The organism is Vibrio harveyi (genome assembly GCF_030060435.1).
Taxonomy (GTDB): Bacteria; Pseudomonadota; Gammaproteobacteria; order Enterobacterales; family Vibrionaceae; genus Vibrio; species Vibrio harveyi.
The window spans coordinates 2,990,583-3,009,711 of record NZ_CP125875.1 but is presented as its reverse complement, the minus strand read 5'-3'; the positions used below and the strand labels follow the sequence as shown (position 1 = coordinate 3,009,711).

Here is a 19,129-nt window from a genome sequence, read left to right as displayed (position 1 = left end):
CCTTTTTGTTTATCTGCTTAAATCAGCAAAGTGATTAACGCATCGTCACGAACTCTTCAGAGCCTGTTGGGTGGATAGCTACAACAGAGTCGAAGTCTGCTTTGGTTGCGCCCATCTTCATTGCTACGCCGAAGCCTTGAATCATTTCATCAACCGTGAAGCCGATACCGTGAAGACCAACAACCGTTTCTTCTTCGCCAGCACACACTAGCTTCATCTTACATGGTTGACGGTGCTTAGTAACCGCTGTGTACATCGCAGTAAAGCCAGACGTGTAGACTTTGATGTTGTCTTTGCCGTACTTCTCTTCCGCTTCTTGAGTCGTTAGACCGATAGTGCCGATTGGTGGGTGGCTGAATACCACAGTTGGTACCAAATCGTAGTCCATCTTCGCGTTTGGTTTGTTGTTGAACAGACGCTCAGAAAGTTGACGACCCGCTTTAACAGCCACTGGTGTTAGCTCGATACCACCTTCCATGATGTCACCTACACAGTAGATGCCTTTCACGTTCGTTTCTTGGTATTCGTCTACCTTGATGTAGCCACGATCGTTCGTTGCAACGCCAGTTGATGCTAGGTTGATAGCGTCAGTTGCTGGGTGACGACCGATTGCCCAGATTAGGGTATCAACGTTTTGGCTCTCACCGTTTTCTAGGTGCAGAGTTAGGCTGCCGTCTGCTTCTTTTACCACTTCTTTTGGAACAGAGTGGGTGTGCAGAGTTGGACCTTCTGCGTCCATCACTTCTACTAGCGTTTCGATGATCATTGGATCGAAGCTACGTAGCGGTGATTCTTTACGAACGAATAGGTGTGTTTCTGTTCCTAGTGCATGCAGTACGCCTGCGATTTCTACCGCGATGTAACCTGCACCGATCACTGCAACGCGTTTTGGTTGCTCAGCAAGCTCGAAGAAGCCGTTTGAATCGATGCCGTATTCTGCGCCTGGAATGTTTGGAATCGTTGGACGACCACCTACTGCGATCAGGATGTGATCCGCTGTGTAGTGTTCACCGTTTACTTCAACCGTTTTCTCGTCAACGAACTTAGCAAAGCCTTTGATAACGTTTACTTTGTTGTTGCCAAGAACGCGATCGTAAGATTGGTGGATACGACCAATGTAAGCCTGACGACTCTCAACCAGTTTGCTCCAGTCGAAACCTTTTACATCTACATCGAAGCCGTAGTCTTCTGCGTATAGGTTCATTGCTTCTGCAACTTGCGCGCCGTGCCACATCACTTTCTTAGGCACACAACCAACGTTTACACAGGTACCGCCAAGGTCTTGAGCTTCGATAAGCGCTACTTTAGCACCGTACATTGCCGCACGGTTTGCTGATGCGATACCGCCGCTGCCGCCGCCGATACAGATATAATCAAAATGAGTCGCCATTACTTTCTCCAAGAGCTTATTAATTTTGTCTGACAACAATTACATTGGGGTGGTGGGTGATGAACTCAACATCCCTAAATAAATTGTTACCTGCCTAAGCCTGTTGAAGTGACTTAAGCATGATCCGTTGTCCCTATCATAAATCGAGTCTAGCAATTTCCTAAATGGGAAAAAGTGACATTACTTATGACAAATAGCGATGAGAGGATAGCAAAGCGGAATAAGGCGCTATTCCGCTTGGTGTTTTTCATGCTTAGGGTAAGGAAAGTTCATTAACCGCAGCAGCTTGATGTGCCACAGCCTGACTGGGCTTGCACGTCTTTACCATCCGCAAGATAAGTGTTGGTTAGGTAGAAATCGCTAAACAGCTGCACGAAGTCTTCCGATACTGTCTTCTCTACTAATCCTGATTCTAGGATGTGCTTTTGCCATGCCTGCATTTTTGGCAGACCACAGAAGAAGTCATAACCAGAGTGCGCTTTGACGATGGCAGCACGATGCAGAAGCGGCAACCAAGCCATGTCTACATTGCTTAGTTCATCGGATTTAAAGAACTTGGTTTCACCAGACAGTTGGTTTTCTGCTTTTTGGAACGCTTTGATCAGCTTCTCTGCTCGTTCTGCAAAGGTTGTTTGGTCTTTGCTGCCCATGGTGCCGCATTGTGCCAAGTAGTGTTTAGAACCTAGGTAGCTCCATGCGCGATCCAGTGCGCGTTGTTCGTTTGTCACGCCTTGCTCTAATGGACCGTATTCGTCTTCGATGTATTCGATGATCGCATCCGATTCAAACAGCGCCGTGCCAGACTCTGTCACCATCACAGGCACTTGACCGTTTGGTGAGATGTCTAGGAACCATTGTGGCTTGTCTTTTAGGTTGATGTATTCAATCTCGTAAGGGATCTGTTTTGCTTCTAGTGCCGCTGTTACGCGTTGAACAAATGGGCAAATTTTAAAACTGATAACTTTAAGCATGGTCATTTCTCTCTATGTTTTAGCTTGTTTACATCCCTAAGACGCAGGCAAAAAAGAAAAGACGAAGCGAAGACGAAAATTTTTTAGAAAATAAATAAAAAAAAGCGCAACGAGATCATCGTTGCGCTTTAAGGTTATGAAATTTAGTGTTTTTTATTCTGGAACGATCCAGTCGACTTTCCAGTGACCCGTTGCTGGCGCGATCGCTTCTTGCAGGAACGGCAGAATTTCTTTCATCTGGCTTTCCAGTTTCCACGGTGGGTTAATCACGATCATGCCCGATGCCGTCATGCCACGCTCGTTGGTGTCTGGAGAGACGCCCAATTCGATTTGCAGAATTTTGCGAATGCCAAGCCCTTCCAAGCCTTCAATCATGTCTTCGATGTCATGGCGGTTTACTACTGGGTACCAAATCGCGTAGATACCAGTAGCCCAACGTTTGTGGCTTTGGTAAATCGCTTGCACGACGTCGCGATACTCTTTCGCTAGTTCGTATGGTGGGTCAATCAGCACTAAACCACGACGCTCTTGCGGTGGCAGGCTGCCTTTTAGACGCTTGAAGCCATCTTCTTTGTAGATGTTTACTTGACGATCGCGGTGGAACTCTTGCTCTAGTAGCGGGTGATCGGCTGGGTGCAGCTCAGTCAGAACCATGCGGTCTTGCGGGCGGATTTGCGCACGAGCAACACGTGGTGAGCCTGGGTAGTAACGCAGATTTTCACCGTTGTTCAATGTTTTGATTGAATCGATGTAGCTTGCGATCTCTTCAGGGATGTTTGAGTTATCCCAAATGCGCGCGATGCCTTGTTTGTATTCGCCCGTTTTCTCAGACCATTCGTGAGTCAGATCGTAGCGTCCCACACCCGAGTGGGTATCGTGATAAACAAACGGCTTATCTTTCTGCTTTAGTGCATCAAGAATGAGGCTTTGAACGATGTGTTTTACCACGTCAGCATGGTTGCCAGCGTGGAAGCTGTGGCGGTAACTTAACAAATTAAACTCTCGAAACACTCTTTGACTGAGTGTGGTCTGTGATTTTCGCGATATGGCGGTATTATACTCAAGTAACTTAAAGAAGTAGAACTTCGATTCAAATCAGTATCACTGATAGGGATTCGCTATTGAAATTTCTTTAAGTCACCCATACTTAGTATGAGTAAACAAATTGAACCTAAGTGGGATTGCGTCGCTCCAATAGAGTGCCAAACCGAACTTAGGCATAACAAGACTCAAGGACAGAGTAAGCGCTCTTTGACCCATTCGGTCATTGCTGCATCGAGAAAGGGAACGGAAATCCCCCCATCCATGTTGTCGGCTTGCCTGTGCATTGAGTTCGCCTACTGTTTTGCAAATACCAATAGGTTCTTTGCAAATGCGAATAGGCAAATACAGAGCCAAAACACAAAAGGAATTATTCATGTCTAATCCACTTCTTACGTTTACGGATCTTCCTCCGTTTTCGCAAATCAAACCAGAACACATTAAACCTGCAGTGGAGCAGGCGATTGCGGATTGTCGTGCCAAGATTGACGAGGTACTAAAAGACAACGCAAACCCAAGCTGGACCAGTGTGATCGCGCCTATTGAAGAAGCGGATGACCGCTTGAGCCGCATTTGGTCACCAGTGGGTCACATGAACTCAGTAGTGAACAGCGAAGCGCTACGCGAGGCTTACGAAAGCTGTCTACCAATCCTGTCTGAGTACGGTACTTGGGTTGGTCAGCACAAAGGTCTTTACGAAGCGTACAAAGCGATCAAAGCCAGCGAAGAGTACGCGACGCTGACGCGTGCACAACAGAAGACCATTTCGGATTCACTGCGCGACTTCGAGCTTTCGGGCATCGGTCTACCATCAGATGAGCAACATCGCTACGGCGAAATCAGTAAGCGCATGTCTGAGCTGAGCTCAAAATTCTCCAACAACGTACTGGATGCAACCATGGGTTGGACCAAGCACGTTGCAGACGAAAAAGACCTAGCGGGTATGCCAGAATCTGCACTTGCAGCGGCAAAAGCGGCAGCAGAAGCAAAAGAGCTTGATGGCTACCTAATCACGCTAGATATCCCATCTTACCTACCAGTTATGACGTACTGTGATAACCAAGACCTACGTAAAGAAGTGTACGAAGCGTACGTAACGCGCGCTTCTGACCGTGGTCCAAACGCAGGCAAGTGGGACAACACAGAAATCATCACTGAGCAGCTAAAACTGCGTCATGAAATCTCTCGTATGTTGGGTTTCAACACTTACAGCGAGAAATCTCTGGCAACCAAAATGGCAGAGAATCCAGCGCAAGTTCTTGGCTTCTTGAACGATTTGGCTACCAAAGCGAAGCCACAAGGTGAGCGCGAAATCGAAGAGCTACGCCAGTTTGCTAACGCAGAATTTGGTGTTAGCGAACTAAACGTGTGGGACATTGCGTACTACAGCGAGAAGCAAAAGCAGCACTTGTTCCAAATCTCGGATGAAGAACTGCGTCCTTACTTCCCTGAATCAAAAGCAGTAAGTGGTCTGTTTGAAGTGCTAAACCGCGTGTTTGGTATGACAGTGACAGAGCGTGAAGGCGTGGATACTTGGCACGAGTCAGTGCGTTTCTTCGATATCTTCGATGGCGAAGGCACACTGCGCGGCAGCTTCTACCTAGATCTATACGCACGCGAACACAAACGTGGCGGTGCGTGGATGGACGATTGCCGTGGTCGTCGTGTGACGCTATCAGGCGAGCTACAAACACCGGTTGCTTACCTAACCTGTAACTTCAACCGTCCTGTTGGCGACAAGCCTGCACTGTTTACGCACGATGAAGTTGTTACTCTGTTCCACGAGTTTGGTCACGGTATCCACCACATGCTGACGCAAGTAGAAACAGGCGCGGTATCGGGCATCAACGGTGTACCTTGGGATGCGGTTGAGCTACCAAGTCAGTTCCTAGAAAATTGGTGTTGGGAAGAAGACGCGCTGGCGTTTATTTCTGGTCACTACGAGACTGGCGAACCACTACCAAAAGCGATGCTAGATAAAATGCTAGCCGCGAAGAACTTCCAGTCGGCGATGGGCATCCTACGTCAGCTAGAGTTCGGCTTGTTCGACTTCACTCTGCACACAGAATACGACCCAGAAGTGGGTGCTCGTGTGCTTGAAACCTTGGCTGAAGTGAAAGAGAAAGTGGCAGTTGTACCAGCGGTAGAGTGGGCGCGTTTCTCACACAGCTTTGGTCACATCTTCGCTGGTGGTTACAGCGCGGGTTACTACAGCTACCTATGGGCAGAAGTGCTGTCTTCAGATGCGTTCTCTCGCTTTGAAGAAGAAGGCATCTTCAATAAAGAAACCGGTCTGAGTTTCTTGAACAACATCCTAGAAATGGGTGGCAGTGAAGAACCAATGGAGCTATTTAAGCGCTTCCGTGGTCGTGAGCCAGAAATCGATGCGCTACTGCGCCATTCTGGTATCGCAGCGTAATCTCGATTGAGAATGAAAATGGGCAGCCAAGTGGCTGCCCATTTTTTTGTTCTTAGATTCAGCTTTTAGTATCTGATTCAGAGTGTTATGGATTTACGCTGCGATTGATCGGGTTTTGCAGCGAGATCAGTGTCTCGGTGGATTGCACTTCGTCGATCGCTTGAAGCTTATCAATCAATACAAATTGCAGCTCCTCAATCGACTTGCACATCAATTTGACGAATATGTTATACGCGCCTGTGGTGTAGTAAGCTTCTACCACTTCATCGAGGGCATTGAGCTTTTCTAGCGCTGAATGATAGTCACGCGCGGCATTCAAGTTGATGCCGATAAAGCAACATACGTCATATCCTAGCTTTTTGGTATTGACGATTACCTCAGTACCTTCGATGATATCTGCTGCTTTCATTTTCTCGATACGAACGTGAATGGTCGCTGGGCTGACATTAAATTGCTTTGCCATTTCCGCGTAAGGCTTACGCGCATCCGCCATCAGAGTTTTGAGAATCGCGCGATCGAGGTCGTCGAGTTTAGGCAGGCTCGCATTCATACAATTATTTCCGTTGGGTATGAGGTTTAAAGTTCATTTTATACTCACAGCGGACAGGATTCACAAGGTTTAAGCAGGGATAACCGCGAGGTAACTCTGAAACCATGGAGTTGATGTGCCATTTTTTCTGTTTCTTATCGCGATCATTTTCAGTGCTGTTACTACAGCAAAAGAACAAAAAGTCCTCGTTGTTCACTCTTACCATCAAGGTTTCTTCTGGACGGATTCTATTCAACGAGCCTTCACCCAGCAGCTTGAAGGACATCAGCTCGATACTCGCGTGTTGTATCTCGATTCTAAGCGCAGTCAGAGCCAACATTTTTTCAGTCAATTAGAATCCCTATATCGCACTAAACTTAGCGAAGAACATTTTGATGCAATCGTGGTTAGCGATAACAATGCACTTGATTTGATGCAGCGCTTATCTTCTGTCGTTAAAGACACGCCGGTGATTTTCAGTGGCATCAATAACTATCATCCTGCACTGCATCAAGGGCTGAATGCGACAGGCGTAATTGAAGATGTTGACCTGTCAGCCAACCTTGCCTTAATTGAGCGTCTGCATCCGACCCACAAACAAATCCTTATTGTCAGTGATCATTCAGTTACGGGTGCGGCACTTCGTGCTCAAATCGAAGACTTTCTTGACAACAACCCTGCATATCGAGAAAAAGTTCGTCACTTTGTTCCGGATAGTGTTGAAACGTTGAAGCAACAAGTGTCGCAAATGAACATCGACAACGTAGTGCTGTTTTGGACTTACTACCGCGATACTCACGGCAATGTCGCGACCGATAAAGACTGGCGTGATATCAACCAAGCTTCTAATGCGCCGCTGTTTATGGTGCACGATATTGGACTGGGACACGGTGCGGTTGGCGGTGTGATTCAAACTGGCTATCGCCAAGGATTTGAAGCCGCGAAGTTATTGGCGCAAGTGCTAGACAACCCGCAGCAACCTTTGCCAGCGATTGTGCGTGCAGAATCGGACATCAAACTCGATTATCAATCGGTTGTGCGTTGGGGTTTAGGTGCAGAGCAAGAAGCCTCGTCGGTGTTCTTCAATAAACCGGTAGAGTTTACTGATCGCTACGCCCGAGAAATCAAACTGTTTGGTAGCATACTGGTGGTAATGTCGATCATCATTCTACTGCTTGGCTACTACTTACAGCGAATCCGTCGCAGCGAAAGTATTGCTCGCGAGAGTCAGACGATTTTGGAGTCGGTGTTTGACCAGAGCATGCAGTACATGGGCATTCTCGATCAATATGGTTTACTTCAATCCGGTAACGATCGTCTGCAATCTTTGCTCAATCGTCAGGATATGCGTCTCGATCGTCCGCTTTGGCATCATAAAAATTGGAGTGAAGACGCACGCCAATTGTTCGCCAATTATTTCCAGTCCAGTCATCGCCAAGTCACCACTTTTGAAGTGGAAGTCTGGAGCAAAGAACATGGCGCAATGGTGCTGGAAGTGTCCCTCAAACCATTTTCTCAGCAGGTGGCAAATCAAGAGCAGTACTTGTTTGAAGCGCGCGATATTACTAGCCGTAAAGCGATGGAAGATAAGCTCTACCAACGTGAATCGAGTTTGCGTAACTACTACGAGCAGCAGCCGGTAATGATGGTGACGTTAGATAACAATAACCGCATTCAGGAAGTGAACCGTTTTGCTCAGCAGCTTTTGGGCTATCAACCGTTGGATATGTTGGGGCATCGACTACGTGAGTTCTATTCGGACGAAAAAGCACTGATTCCTCGCCAAGTGCTATTACAACCGCAGCAAGTGATGCACGGCGTTTGGCGTCGCGAAATCGAATATCGCCATGCGGATGGTCACCGCGTTTGGGTGCGTGAAAACATTCGCCCATTAAGAGATTCCGACCAACTGCTGATCGTAGGTGAAGACATCACTGAGACCAAGAAGCTCGCCAAGCAGCTAGAGTACCAAGCACGCTATGACTTGCTGACTGACACCTACAACCGCAACTACTTCGAGTTAGAGCTACAAACCGCACTGCGAGAAGTAGAAAGCCACCGTCGTGTGCACGCCATGTTGTACCTCGATCTCGACCAGCTTAAAGTGCTTAATGACACCGTGGGTCATGATGCCGGTGATGCGGCTATTCAGTTCTGTGCCAGCATGTTGGAAGAAGTGCTGCCATACAATGCAGTCTTGGCGCGCATGGGCGGTGATGAATTTGCTGTGTTGTTGAAAGATTGCGATGAGCACGGTGCAATTAACGTTGCCAAGCAGATTATCACGACCTTGAGCGAACAGCTTTTCCGTTGGGAAGACACGCAACTGTTTATGAGCTGCTCAGTGGGCATTCGTATCATTGACCACACTGCCGAAACGCCACAAATGGTCCACGCTCAAGCAGATTCAGCGTGTCATGTTGCCAAAGAGCAGGGGCGGAATCGCTATAACCTATTCAGCTTAGATAATGAAGAGCTGCAACGTCGCCAGTTAGAGATGCAGAGCGTTAATCTGGTGCACGAAGCGCTATCGAGTAAGCGTCTTGAACTGTTTGCTCAGCGCATTGTTAACTTGAGCGGTGAAGGCTCACCATTGTGCTTTGAGATTCTGGTACGTATTCGTGATGCACAGGGCAATTACTTGTCTCCTGGTGTTTTTATCCCAGCCTCTGAACGCTACAACATCGCGCACTGGATTGATAAACAAGTGATTACTCAAACCCTAGAATGGTTTGAAGCTCGCCCAGAAATAGTAGAAAAACTCGGTCGCTGCGCGATCAACTTGTCCGGTCAGTCGATGGGGAATCAAGAGTTTATCGACTTCCTGTTAGAGCGTTTGCAGTCGTCTTCGATTCCTTGTGAGAAGATCTGTTTAGAAATTACTGAAACCGCAGCGATGAGCAACATCGACCAAGCGCTTGGCTTCTTCACTCGCGTGCGCACGCTGGGCTGTTTGATTGCGTTGGACGATTTTGGTTCTGGCTTGTCTTCTTTTGGCTACTTAAAGCAACTTCCTGTCGATATCGTGAAAATTGATGGTCTTTTCGTGCGAGATATCAACGTAAACGAGATGGATCGTGTGATGGTGCGTTCAATCAACGACTTAGCCAAACAGATGGGCAAAGTCACGGTGGCGGAATTTGTTGAGAATGACCAAGTCAGAGAGCTGCTGATCGAGCTTGGTGTCGACTATGGGCAAGGTTATGGCATTGGGCATCCTAAACCTTTGGCTGAGCTGGTTGACGAACTCCAGCAGCTTTAGCAATCAAGACGAACGTCATCTAACTTCTCCTCAACCTAGCAATTAGAGGCGGGTTGGGTATACACTCAGCGCCAGTTAAACCGATTTTTACTGGAGCCTCCTTTTGCAACTGCAATTGATTTGTGAAGACCCATCTCAACAGTCTCACCTTGATGAACTCGCTGCGCGTTGGCAGCTTTCTCACACTGATGACAGTGACTTTGCCTTAGTCCTCACGACAGAGCGTTTAGAGCTGCGTAAAGTGGATGAGCCAAAGCTGGGTGCGATCTTTGTGGATTTGATTGGTGGTGCAGTAGGGCATCGTCGCAAGTTCGGTGGCGGTAAAGGTCAGGCTATCGCGAAAGCGGCGGGTTTGAACAAAGGCGCAACCCCAACTGTGCTTGATGGCACCGCTGGCTTAGGGCGCGATGCGTTCGTATTGGCGTCGTTAGGTTGTAAAGTCCAAATGGTTGAGCGTCACCCAGTGGTCGCTGCGTTGTTGGATGACGGTTTGGCTCGCGCGAAACACGATCCAGAAATCGGAACTTGGGTATCAGAGCGCATGTCTTTGATTCACGCTTCTAGCCATGATGCGTTAGAACAATTGGCGCAAGATAAAGACTTTGTCCAGCCCGATGTGGTTTATCTCGACCCAATGTACCCACACCCTGAAAACAAAAAGAAATCGGCATTAGTGAAGAAAGAGATGCGCGTCTTCCAGTCTTTGGTTGGTGCAGATCTTGATGCGGATGGTTTGCTTGCTCCAGCTATGGCATTGGCGAGTAAGCGTGTGGTGGTCAAGCGTCCAGATTACGCCAACTGGCTTGATGAGCAAAAGCCGAGTATGGCAATCGAAACCAAAAAGAACCGTTTCGATGTGTATGTGAAGGCATCAATGGCGTAATTCAACTAGGGTCTATTGACCTTTTGAGCTGATTTTTGCAGCCGTTTGTGGATTCTTCCTTCTTTATAAACTAAGAAAGAGGCAGAGGCTTTGAAATGTAGTTGCCCTACCTGATAAGCCGATAACGCAGTAGAAAGGAGCCACAAACGCTGCCCAAAGGGTTCGGCTAAAAGCGTTTTACTCTTTGTTGAGAGGATTTTGCTTAGAATAACTAGGCTACAAACCTCTCGCCGCGATTAAAACGCTTTTATCTCGAACAAAATTTAACCGCAAAAGGTCAACAGACCCTAAACACCTGACGACAAAAAACTTCTTCTCACAGCGCCTAATTTGGCGCTGTGTTTGTATCTGGTGTTTGCTCTGCTTATTGATACTTTTCTCTTGCTAATTCGGCATACTGACTGTATATCTAACTAAGAATTATTATTATTTCACTTATGTGATGCCGTAGAGTAAAACAGTCGAGAATTGGGAAGCTGGAGTAGTAGCATGGCGAAACGTTTATGTAAGATGAGCCGCAAACAGATTGCTGAGAGTTTGGGTGATATTCACCGTCTCGTGGTGGCACCTAAGTTTGTCTGTCGTTCTTGTGCTCGTTCTTCTGCATCGAAAAACACCTTGTGTAAGCCTGCCGCGATTCCACCTCAAAAGTGCCAAGACAAACCGCTATCCGAGCAACAGGCTTGTGGTCTATTGGCGGAAGCACTGCCAACCCCATCTCTAACTCAAGATACCCCAATCATCATGGCACCAGAACAAAGCGCAGAGAAAGCCGCGATCGTTAAACGTGTTGTGGAACGAGTGAAAGAGAAAAAACTGGCAGCAAAAGTCGCAGCCGTAACCTCAACCACTAAGCTAGAGGCGCCAGCTATGTTTGATTTGTCAGATAAGAAAGCGCTGAAGAAGGCGAAGAAAGCGGTCAAGAAACATTACAAGCAACAGAAGAAGTTGCTTAAGTTAGCCAAAAAGCAGCAAAAATTGCTCAAACGCCAGCGCAAGCTTGAAGCGCGAAATGCCAAACTAGAGGTGTTGCTACCAACGCCACCAAACACATTGATGAGCGCAAGCTCGCAAGCCAAAGTGCATTAATCGAATCACATCAAAAAAACGCTCTCCAGTTGGAGAGCGTTTTTTATTGTCGAAATGTTTGTAGGATTAGCTGTGTTACTTGTTGGCGTAACTCATCTCTACGCGTTTTTTCACCCAAGTCTCATTAATCCACAGTGATAGCATGATGATAGCACCACCAATAGCAAGTCGCGTCACATCAACATCGCGGTTCCAAATCACGATATTCACAATCAAACCAGCAGGGACAAGCGCGTTGTTCATTACCGCAAGTGCACCTGCGTTGACCATGGTTGCGCCTTTGTTCCACGCAAAGTAACCAAAGCCTGATGCAATCAAACCAAGGTAAGTCAGAATGCCCCATTGCGTAGCTGTGGTTGGCATTTTGTCCAAGTTACCCATCAGAGCAAAGGCGACGGTCGCTACGCATAATGCGCCCAAGTAGAAGTAACCAAATACCGTGTGCTGCGGCAGTTCAACCGATTCGGTTTCCATAATGTACTTATAGCCGACTTGACCGATGGCAAAACACAGGTTCGCTCCTTGTACGACCAAAAAGCCCATCAAGAAGTTTTCATTGATGCCTGCAAACTTAATCCACGCTGCGCCCAGCACTGCGATTGCCGCCGTAACCAAATACCAAGGTGAGAATCGACCTTTCAAGAAGTCATAAATCAAGGTGACGTAGATAGGGGTAAATACGGTGAACAGCAGTACTTCTGGTACAGAAAGGAGTAGGAAAGACTGGTAGTAAAAGCAATACATTAAGCCGAGTTGGAAGCCGCCCACGATCATCAATTTCGCGATCAGAGATTTGCTTACGCCACGGAATTTTAAGAAAGGAATGAAGACTAGGCTCGCCAGCGCGACGCGCATGAAAACTGAGAACCAAGAGTCAACCTGACCGGCAAGGTAAACGCCGATCAGGCTAAATGAGAATGCCCAAAGTAGGGTAACTGCGGATAGATAAGCCATGGATGAGAATCTTTATCAACAACAAATGTGCCCGCAGTCTAACCAAGTTTTAAGGTCACGCCAACGCAAATCAGTCTTTTAGCGGTACGACCAGCATATCGACGGGTGAGCAGTTAATAAGCTGACGCGTCGACGAAAGAATCTTGCTCCAGAAATCTTGGTGGTGACCACAAACCACCAAATCAATATTGTAGTCCTGAATGGTATCGCACAGTTCGTTACTCAAATCACCGCTACCGACCAACGTATGCGTGATTGGGTACTCTGCGTATTCTTCAAAATTCGCTAACTGTGTACGAGACGCTTCCATCGCTTGGTGTTGCGCCTCCGCCATGTTGATGTCGATAAGCCCGGTGTAAAGCTCGGCGTAATTCACATCGATATGAATGAAAGAGACTTTCGCATCCAGAGGTTTAGCCAGTGACACGGCTTTCTTAATCAACACTTTACTGTCGTCTGAGAGGTCGACTGCCACAAGTACGTGTTTGTAACTCATATTGCTATCTCCTTGATAAGGTCATAGTGTCAGATTAGCACTAAGTCTCAGATAATTTTGCTGAAGTGATCTCATATCAATATCGTAGGTACAAAGTGTTGCCACAGTAATCATGTTATAGTGGCGTTATACCCAAGTGACTTCAAGACGTGGGATTCAGAGCTTTGTCACTGATTCGAGCGCAAGGAAAACATTGCAGCGTAATAGTTCGCTCTTACCAAAATGTTTGACGAAGAGATCGGTTCAGTGACAAGCTCCCAAAGGGCGAGTTATCTTGGCTTGCAAACATTGTTGACGATTATTGATTTAGAACCACTAGATCTTCAAACCGTCGCCTCGTCTGCAAACCAAGCTATTCTCGCTGAACCCACCCATCTTGAGGTTACTTGGGTATATTGCATGCACATAAATAGGAGTTAACATGCTGTCTCAAACTATGGTTGAACAATTGAATGAGCAAATTAACCTAGAATTTTTCTCATCCAATCTATACTTACAAATGAGTGCTTGGTGTGAAGACAAAGGTTTTGAAGGTGCGGCTGAATTTTTACGCGCTCACGCCGTAGAAGAAATGGAGCACATGCAACGTCTTTTCACTTATGTAAGTGAAACTGGCTCAATGCCAATCCTAGGTGCAATTGAAGCACCTAAGCATGACTTTGCTAGCCTTGGCGATGTTTTCCGTGAAACCTACGAACATGAGCAAATGATCACGGAAAAGATTAATAAATTGGCGCATGTTGCATTTACAAGCCAAGACTACTCAACGTTTAACTTCCTACAGTGGTACGTGGCTGAACAGCACGAAGAAGAGAAGTTGTTTAAAGGGATTTTAGATAAGATCGAATTAGTTGGTGAAGACGGTAAAGCATTGTTCTTCATCGATAAAGATCTAGCACAAATGGCAAAAGAAGGTTCATCTTCAATTATGGGTGCTCCAGCTGCATAACGTGTTCCCGACGCGGTAAGCAGCGGGTTAAGGACGAAGCATTGATCGTCTTTATCTCTTGAGCATCGTTGAAGATGTAGGGAGGAAAAGATGATCAGTGGAGACACAATCTTATTTGCGCTAATGGTAGTAACGGGAGTAAACATGGTCCGTTATCTCACCGCTCTTCGTTCTTTAATTTACATCATGCGTGAAGCGCATCCTTTGCTTTATCAGCAAGTGGATGGCAATGGATTTTTCACCACCCATGGTAACGTCACCAAACAGGTGCGGCTGTACCATTACATTAAGAGTAAAGAGTATCACCATCATCACGATGAGATCTTTACTGGCAAATGCGAAAGGGTGCGCGGGTTATTCATTTTATCGACCGCTTTACTTGGTGTGACCCTACTGGCTGCCTTCATTCTTTAAGCCAGCAAGCTGTGCTTGGAATTTAAGCGCTTTTCCCGCTCGACTTTTGTCGTTAGAATAGCGCCCGCAGAAAGCAAGGATGTGCATTACGCACATCCTTTTTTATTTTTGGATTTACATACCCAAGTGACTTCAAGATGAAGAGTTCAGAGCGTTGTCATTGATTTGACTTCAAGGAAAACAACGCAGTGTAATAGCCAGCTCTTTCCAAGTTGTTTGACGTAGAAATCGGGTCAATGACACGCTCCCGAAGGGCGAGTTGCCTTGGCTTGTATACTTTGTTGTCGATTTTTGATTTAGACCCACTAAACCTTTAAATCGCCGCCGCGTCTACAAACCAAGTCATCCTCGCTGAACCAAGCATCTCGAGGTTACTTGGGTATAAACCAATTTAAATAAGTAATTGAGCGTTACCCATGAGTAAGAAATTTGATGTTGTTGTAATCGGCGCAGGTGCGGCGGGTTTGATGTGTGCAGCAGAAGCAGGCAAACGCGGTCGCAGTGTGCTCGTGCTGGATCATGCGAAAAAGCCAGGACGTAAAATCCTTATCTCAGGTGGTGGTCGTTGTAACTTCACTAACTACGACGTCTCAGCGAGCAACTACTTATGCCAAAACCCACACTTCGTGAAATCGGCGTTGTCTCAATACACCAACTGGGACTTTATCTCGATGATCAGCAAGCATGGCATCGAGTTTGAAGAGCGCGATCATGGACAGCTGTTCTGTGTTGATGCATTTACTGCAAAAGACATCGTTAAGATGCTACTAGCAGAATGCGACATGCCAAACATCCAACAACGCTACCAATGTGATGTACATTCGATCGAGAAAACCGATGTGGGCTTCCGTCTGCATGCTGGTACTGAAAATATCGAATGTGAATCTTTGGTGGTGGCAACGGGTGGTCTGTCGATGCCTAAATTGGGCGCGACGCCATTCGGTTACAAGATTGCTGAACAGTTCGAGATCCCGGTGATTACCACTACAGCAGGTTTGGTGCCGTTTACACTGCATAAAGAAGACAAAGAAGATTTTGCTGAGCTATCGGGCATTGCGATCCCGGCAGAAATCACTGCGCAAGACGGTACTATGTTCAAAGAAGCATTGCTGTTTACTCACCGCGGCTTGTCGGGTCCATCGGTACTGCAGATCTCGTCATTCTGGAAAGCGGGTCAGAAGGTGACGATCAACCTCGTACCAAACGACGACATCGCCGAGCTACTAGAACGCAGCCGCGAGAAGCATCCAAACCAATCGTTGAAGAACACGCTAGCAAAAGTGCTACCAAAGCGTTTGGTTGAAGTGCTGATTGAACGTAAAGAATTAGCAGACAAACCTCTTAAGCAGTTCAACCAGAAAGAAATGGCAACCATCGTTGAGCGTCTAGAAAACTGGGCAGTCGCACCGAACGGCACGGAAGGTTACCGCACTGCAGAAGTGACCCTAGGCGGTGTAGACACTGATCACCTGTCTTCAAAAACCATGGAATGTAAGAACATCAAAGGTTTGTACTTCATCGGTGAAGTGATGGACGTAACTGGCTGGTTAGGTGGCTATAACTTCCAATGGTGCTGGTCGAGCGGCTTTGTTGCTGGTCAGTGGGTTTAAGCAAAATTTTCTTTAGGCTGAGCGTTGTCTCAGCTCAGCCTATCCTTCACTTCAAAACACCATATAGTCTCGTGGGCATGTTGCTTTGGTCGGGAACTCTTTTTCTGAGTTATGCAGCTGCACATCGATGTGTGATATCAACGCCCGGCTATTTTCTATCTCATATTCAATATTGAACGTGATGGGCTCATCGTTCGAGTTTTTGCCATTCACGCTAAGGCAGCCATAGTCGTTGAAATGCACCTCATAGACACTGCTTGTTGACCTCATCAACTGTTTGAACAGTAACTGCTCTTTTGTTGTTGGAGAGCTTACCTCGATACCTGTGAGTGCCTCCTTCGAGAAATACTGCCAATAAGTCTCTGAGATATTTTCCTCTGATGCGTTTGCCAAATAGTTAGCATAGGTTGCGAGCAATGAGGGTGATGTTGGTTGGGCGTGCACAATGGTAAAGCCCATGATACTGAGCAAGAGTAATATTGAGTTCTTCATTTTTTGCTTCTTCCCCTTCGCAATTCAACAAGCCTGTGCAGTTTGGGCTTGGATGTCGAATTAATCAGAAGAAGTTTCGAGAAAGCCCAGATAAAACATGCTGATGTTTTATCTGGGCAGATTACTTTTGCGAACGATCTCTAACGAAACAACTTCTCTGCGCGAACTGGGGCGCTAAAGCGGAAGCCTTGTCCATAGATACAGCCGCGCTCGAATAGGTATTGAGCTTGTTCGTCAGTTTCGATGCCTTCGGCAACCACTTTCAATGACAGGGTTTGTCCCATGGCTATGATGGCATTCACGATCGCATTGCTGTCGGTATTGCTTGGAACATCGCTTACGAAAGAGCGGTCGATCTTCAATTTGTTGATTGGCAAACCTTTGAGGTAAGACAGTGATGAGTAGCCGGTACCAAAGTCATCAAGGGAAATCTCAATGCCGAGCTCGCGCAGCAAGTTGAGTGATGCGATGGCTTGTTGTGGGTCAATCAGCAAGAAGCTTTCGGTGATTTCCAGCTCTAGGCGGTGCGCCGGGAATTCGGTCTCTTTTAGAATAACTCCAAGTTTGCTGATGAAGTCTGATTGTTGTAGCTGAAGAGCCGATACATTCACCGCAAGCTTGCCAAATTCAATGCCGTTATCCAGCCATGCGCGACCTTGCAAACAAGCTTGCTCCAAGACCCATTTACCAATGCTCTGAATCAAGCCAGTTTTCTCTGCAATCGGGATAAAATCTGCCGGAGAAATCATTCCAAGATCAGGATGTTGCCAGCGTAGCAGGGCTTCTACGCCAACCAGTTCGTTGGCGCTTAAGTTGTATTGCGGTTGGTACGCTAGGTGCAGTTGATTCTTCTCAATCGCTTCATGCAAAGCAGACTGCATACGCACGTGAGACACGGATTTATCGGTCAAATCCGGTGAGTAGAATGCGTAGCCGTTACGACCGTTTTTCTTCGCCAAGTACATGGCTGTATCGGCATTCTTGAGTAAGGTTTCGCTGTCTTGCCCGTCTTGAGGATAACGCGCCACGCCTACGCTGGTGGAGATGCGCAGAGATTCGTTCTTGCTGACTTCAAAAGGACGATTGAACAGGCAAAGTATGTCCTCAATAGTGTCGATCAGCTGCGAATCCGATTCGATATTCGGCAATATAATGACAAACTCATCGCCACCGATACGTGCCACATGAGCACGCAAGTGCAGCACATCTTGCAGACGTTCAGCGAGCTTAGTTAGCAGTTGGTCGCCACAGAAGTGCCCCATGCTGTCGTTGATGTGCTTGAAGTGGTCGATATCGAGGAACAGAGTCGCAAACGCGTGTTGATGCTTCTGACCGTTTTCAATGTGTTGTTCTAGCAAGCTGATCAAATGAGTACGGTTAGGAAGGTTGGTCAATGGATCGTAAAACGCCATGCGTTGCAGTTTTTCTTCATGCGCTTTACGCACCGAGATGTCTTCGAACACACAGATGTAGTTGATCAGATGGTTCTTATCGTCCATTACCGCACTGATGGTGGCGAGCTGCGGGTAAATGCTGCCATCTTTTTTGCGGTTGATGAATTCGCCTTTCCACTGACCTTTGCTTTCTAGCTGACGCCACAACTGCTGATAAAACTCGTGGTCGTGATGCCCAGAACGCAAGATATTTGGGTTCTTACCGATCACCTCTTCTGCTGCGTAACCAGTGATATGGGTGAAGGCGCTGTTCACATCAAGAATGTTGGCTTTGCGGTCGGTGATCACCATCCCTTCGTGGGAGTTATCGAAGATTTTTGACGCCAATGACAACTGAGTTTCTACCATTTTTCGACGAGTGACGTTGCGTGTCATACCCAAAATACCAATCAGCTCTCCGGTTTGATTGCGGATTGGCGATTTGATGGTTTCCAGCCAAGTCGGATTGTTGTTGTCATCAATCAGAGTGCACTCTTCAACCGTGTTTTGGCTGCCTGTAGCGATCACCAACTGGTCGGTATCAATGAACTTCTTCGCTCGACAGCTGCTGAATAACTCGAAATCATTCTTGCCGACAATTTCACTGCCCGTCATTTGCCAAGAGTCTTCAACGCTGCGGTTGGTCATCGCGTAACGACCATCAGTGCTCTTTATCCACGTGTGGTCTTCTAAGCAATCGATGAACTCTTGCAGGGATGGCAGTAACTCTGGCAATTGAACATCGTGACGCTGCTGCTCTTTATGGTAAGTCTGAGCAACATCAAAGCCGACGCGTCCTGCCAATGCGCTTAACCATCCAGAAATGACAGTATCTTGATCGGTTGGATGAACCAATGCGAATGCAGCAAACAGCTCACCGCTCGGCAACCATATCGGGCAGTAACTCAAGGTTTGGTTTTGAAAGGGCGTTTGCTCAACAACAAGCTGAGGATAGATAAAGTGCTCAGTGGCTGGATCGAGAATCGCGACGATTTCACGATGATGTTGCGGCGATGTCGCCACCTCACTCAAGCGCCATTGGCGAGTGTAGCTGAAAGTATAAAGCTGACCGTGCGCCTGTGTGGCATCACAGCATTGTTGCAGAGCCTGTTTCCAGTCTGTCATCAATGCAGGGGAGATAGCGAAGCGAAACATAGTTAATAAAGCATCCTGAGCGCCCTTGGATTTATGTTGTTA

General features: G+C 47.0%; 15 protein-coding genes. 7 read left to right on the top strand and 8 right to left on the bottom strand.

Annotation, left to right across the window (positions count from 1 at the left end):
- Positions 1-34: 34 nt before the first annotated feature.
- The 3 genes from gorA to QMY49_RS14210 form a co-directional block, all read right to left on the bottom strand.
- Positions 35-1,390 carry a glutathione-disulfide reductase gene (gene gorA, locus QMY49_RS14220; RefSeq protein WP_005429991.1) on the bottom strand — a complete coding sequence of 452 codons (1,356 nt, stop codon included), beginning with the start codon at positions 1,388-1,390 and terminating at the stop codon, positions 35-37.
- 272 nt (positions 1,391-1,662) lie between these two features.
- Positions 1,663-2,367, bottom strand: coding sequence for a glutathione S-transferase family protein (locus tag QMY49_RS14215; RefSeq protein ID WP_283312102.1), 705 nt, complete (start codon positions 2,365-2,367; stop codon positions 1,663-1,665).
- A gap of 147 nt (positions 2,368-2,514) precedes the next feature.
- Positions 2,515-3,354, bottom strand: coding sequence for a 23S rRNA (adenine(2030)-N(6))-methyltransferase RlmJ (locus tag QMY49_RS14210; protein ID WP_053050458.1), 840 nt, complete (start codon positions 3,352-3,354; stop codon positions 2,515-2,517).
- A 424-nt stretch (positions 3,355-3,778) separates the two neighbouring features.
- On the opposite strand from QMY49_RS14210, the gene prlC reads away from it, so the two are divergent.
- Positions 3,779-5,821 carry an oligopeptidase A gene (prlC, locus tag QMY49_RS14205; protein ID WP_038893748.1) on the top strand — a complete coding sequence of 681 codons (2,043 nt, stop codon included), beginning with the start codon at positions 3,779-3,781 and terminating at the stop codon, positions 5,819-5,821.
- Positions 5,822-5,906: 85 nt separating this feature from the next.
- Here the strand turns inward: prlC and asnC are convergent, their stop codons facing one another.
- Positions 5,907-6,371 carry a transcriptional regulator AsnC gene (asnC, locus tag QMY49_RS14200; RefSeq protein ID WP_005430014.1) on the bottom strand — a complete coding sequence of 155 codons (465 nt, stop codon included), beginning with the start codon at positions 6,369-6,371 and terminating at the stop codon, positions 5,907-5,909.
- Between the two features lie 115 nt (positions 6,372-6,486).
- Between asnC and QMY49_RS14195 the strand changes: the two genes are divergently transcribed.
- From QMY49_RS14195 to QMY49_RS14185, 3 genes are all read left to right on the top strand, one after another.
- Entirely contained in the window at positions 6,487-9,612 is a 3,126-nt protein-coding gene (locus QMY49_RS14195; protein ID WP_283312099.1) for an EAL domain-containing protein, read from the top strand.
- A gap of 103 nt (positions 9,613-9,715) precedes the next feature.
- Positions 9,716-10,495: a class I SAM-dependent methyltransferase gene (locus QMY49_RS14190; protein ID WP_009705451.1), complete on the top strand. Its 780-nt coding sequence runs from the start codon at positions 9,716-9,718 to the stop codon at positions 10,493-10,495.
- Between the two features lie 489 nt (positions 10,496-10,984).
- Complete coding sequence (locus QMY49_RS14185; RefSeq protein WP_187992585.1) at positions 10,985-11,584, top strand: hypothetical protein; 600 nt, start codon at positions 10,985-10,987, stop codon at positions 11,582-11,584.
- A gap of 75 nt (positions 11,585-11,659) precedes the next feature.
- On the opposite strand, the gene QMY49_RS14180 is transcribed toward QMY49_RS14185, so the two are convergent.
- Positions 11,660-12,538, bottom strand: coding sequence for a carboxylate/amino acid/amine transporter (locus QMY49_RS14180; protein WP_005434580.1), 879 nt, complete (start codon positions 12,536-12,538; stop codon positions 11,660-11,662).
- A 70-nt stretch (positions 12,539-12,608) separates the two neighbouring features.
- The gene (gene uspA / locus QMY49_RS14175) at positions 12,609-13,034 is read right to left on the bottom strand and encodes a universal stress protein UspA (protein WP_005434578.1); all 426 of its coding nucleotides are present in this window, start codon (positions 13,032-13,034) and stop codon (positions 12,609-12,611) included.
- A 421-nt stretch (positions 13,035-13,455) separates the two neighbouring features.
- Between uspA and ftnA the strand changes: the two genes are divergently transcribed.
- The 3 genes from ftnA (at position 13,456) to QMY49_RS14160 (ending at position 16,007) form a co-directional block, all read left to right on the top strand.
- Positions 13,456-13,983: a non-heme ferritin gene (gene ftnA / locus QMY49_RS14170; RefSeq protein ID WP_005434576.1), complete on the top strand. Its 528-nt coding sequence runs from the start codon at positions 13,456-13,458 to the stop codon at positions 13,981-13,983.
- 90 nt (positions 13,984-14,073) lie between these two features.
- Positions 14,074-14,397, top strand: coding sequence for a universal stress protein UspB (uspB, locus tag QMY49_RS14165; RefSeq protein WP_005448571.1), 324 nt, complete (start codon positions 14,074-14,076; stop codon positions 14,395-14,397).
- A 416-nt stretch (positions 14,398-14,813) separates the two neighbouring features.
- Positions 14,814-16,007, top strand: a complete 1,194-nt coding sequence (locus QMY49_RS14160; protein WP_009703674.1) for a BaiN/RdsA family NAD(P)/FAD-dependent oxidoreductase — start codon at positions 14,814-14,816, stop codon at positions 16,005-16,007.
- A gap of 51 nt (positions 16,008-16,058) precedes the next feature.
- Here QMY49_RS14160 and QMY49_RS14155 read toward each other — a convergent pair whose 3' ends face one another.
- Both QMY49_RS14155 and QMY49_RS14150 read right to left on the bottom strand, forming a co-directional pair.
- Positions 16,059-16,499: a hypothetical protein gene (locus QMY49_RS14155; protein ID WP_017189942.1), complete on the bottom strand. Its 441-nt coding sequence runs from the start codon at positions 16,497-16,499 to the stop codon at positions 16,059-16,061.
- Between the two features lie 140 nt (positions 16,500-16,639).
- Positions 16,640-19,087 carry a sensor domain-containing protein gene (locus QMY49_RS14150; protein WP_283312086.1) on the bottom strand — a complete coding sequence of 816 codons (2,448 nt, stop codon included), beginning with the start codon at positions 19,085-19,087 and terminating at the stop codon, positions 16,640-16,642.
- Between the last annotated feature and the right edge of the window lie 42 nt (positions 19,088-19,129).

Coding starts and splice junctions, on each gene's coding strand:
- gorA (WP_005429991.1), bottom strand. CDS start 1,390: ATGGCGACTCATTTTGATTATATCTGTATCGGCGGCGGCAGCGGCGGT.
- QMY49_RS14215 (WP_283312102.1), bottom strand. CDS start 2,367: ATGACCATGCTTAAAGTTATCAGTTTTAAAATTTGCCCATTTGTTCAA.
- prlC (WP_038893748.1), top strand. CDS start 3,779: ATGTCTAATCCACTTCTTACGTTTACGGATCTTCCTCCGTTTTCGCAA.
- asnC (WP_005430014.1), bottom strand. CDS start 6,371: ATGAATGCGAGCCTGCCTAAACTCGACGACCTCGATCGCGCGATTCTC.
- QMY49_RS14185 (WP_187992585.1), top strand. CDS start 10,985: ATGGCGAAACGTTTATGTAAGATGAGCCGCAAACAGATTGCTGAGAGT.
- QMY49_RS14180 (WP_005434580.1), bottom strand. CDS start 12,538: ATGGCTTATCTATCCGCAGTTACCCTACTTTGGGCATTCTCATTTAGC.
- uspA (WP_005434578.1), bottom strand. CDS start 13,034: ATGAGTTACAAACACGTACTTGTGGCAGTCGACCTCTCAGACGACAGT.
- ftnA (WP_005434576.1), top strand. CDS start 13,456: ATGCTGTCTCAAACTATGGTTGAACAATTGAATGAGCAAATTAACCTA.
- uspB (WP_005448571.1), top strand. CDS start 14,074: ATGATCAGTGGAGACACAATCTTATTTGCGCTAATGGTAGTAACGGGA.
- QMY49_RS14160 (WP_009703674.1), top strand. CDS start 14,814: ATGAGTAAGAAATTTGATGTTGTTGTAATCGGCGCAGGTGCGGCGGGT.
- QMY49_RS14155 (WP_017189942.1), bottom strand. CDS start 16,499: ATGAAGAACTCAATATTACTCTTGCTCAGTATCATGGGCTTTACCATT.
- QMY49_RS14150 (WP_283312086.1), bottom strand. CDS start 19,087: ATGTTTCGCTTCGCTATCTCCCCTGCATTGATGACAGACTGGAAACAG.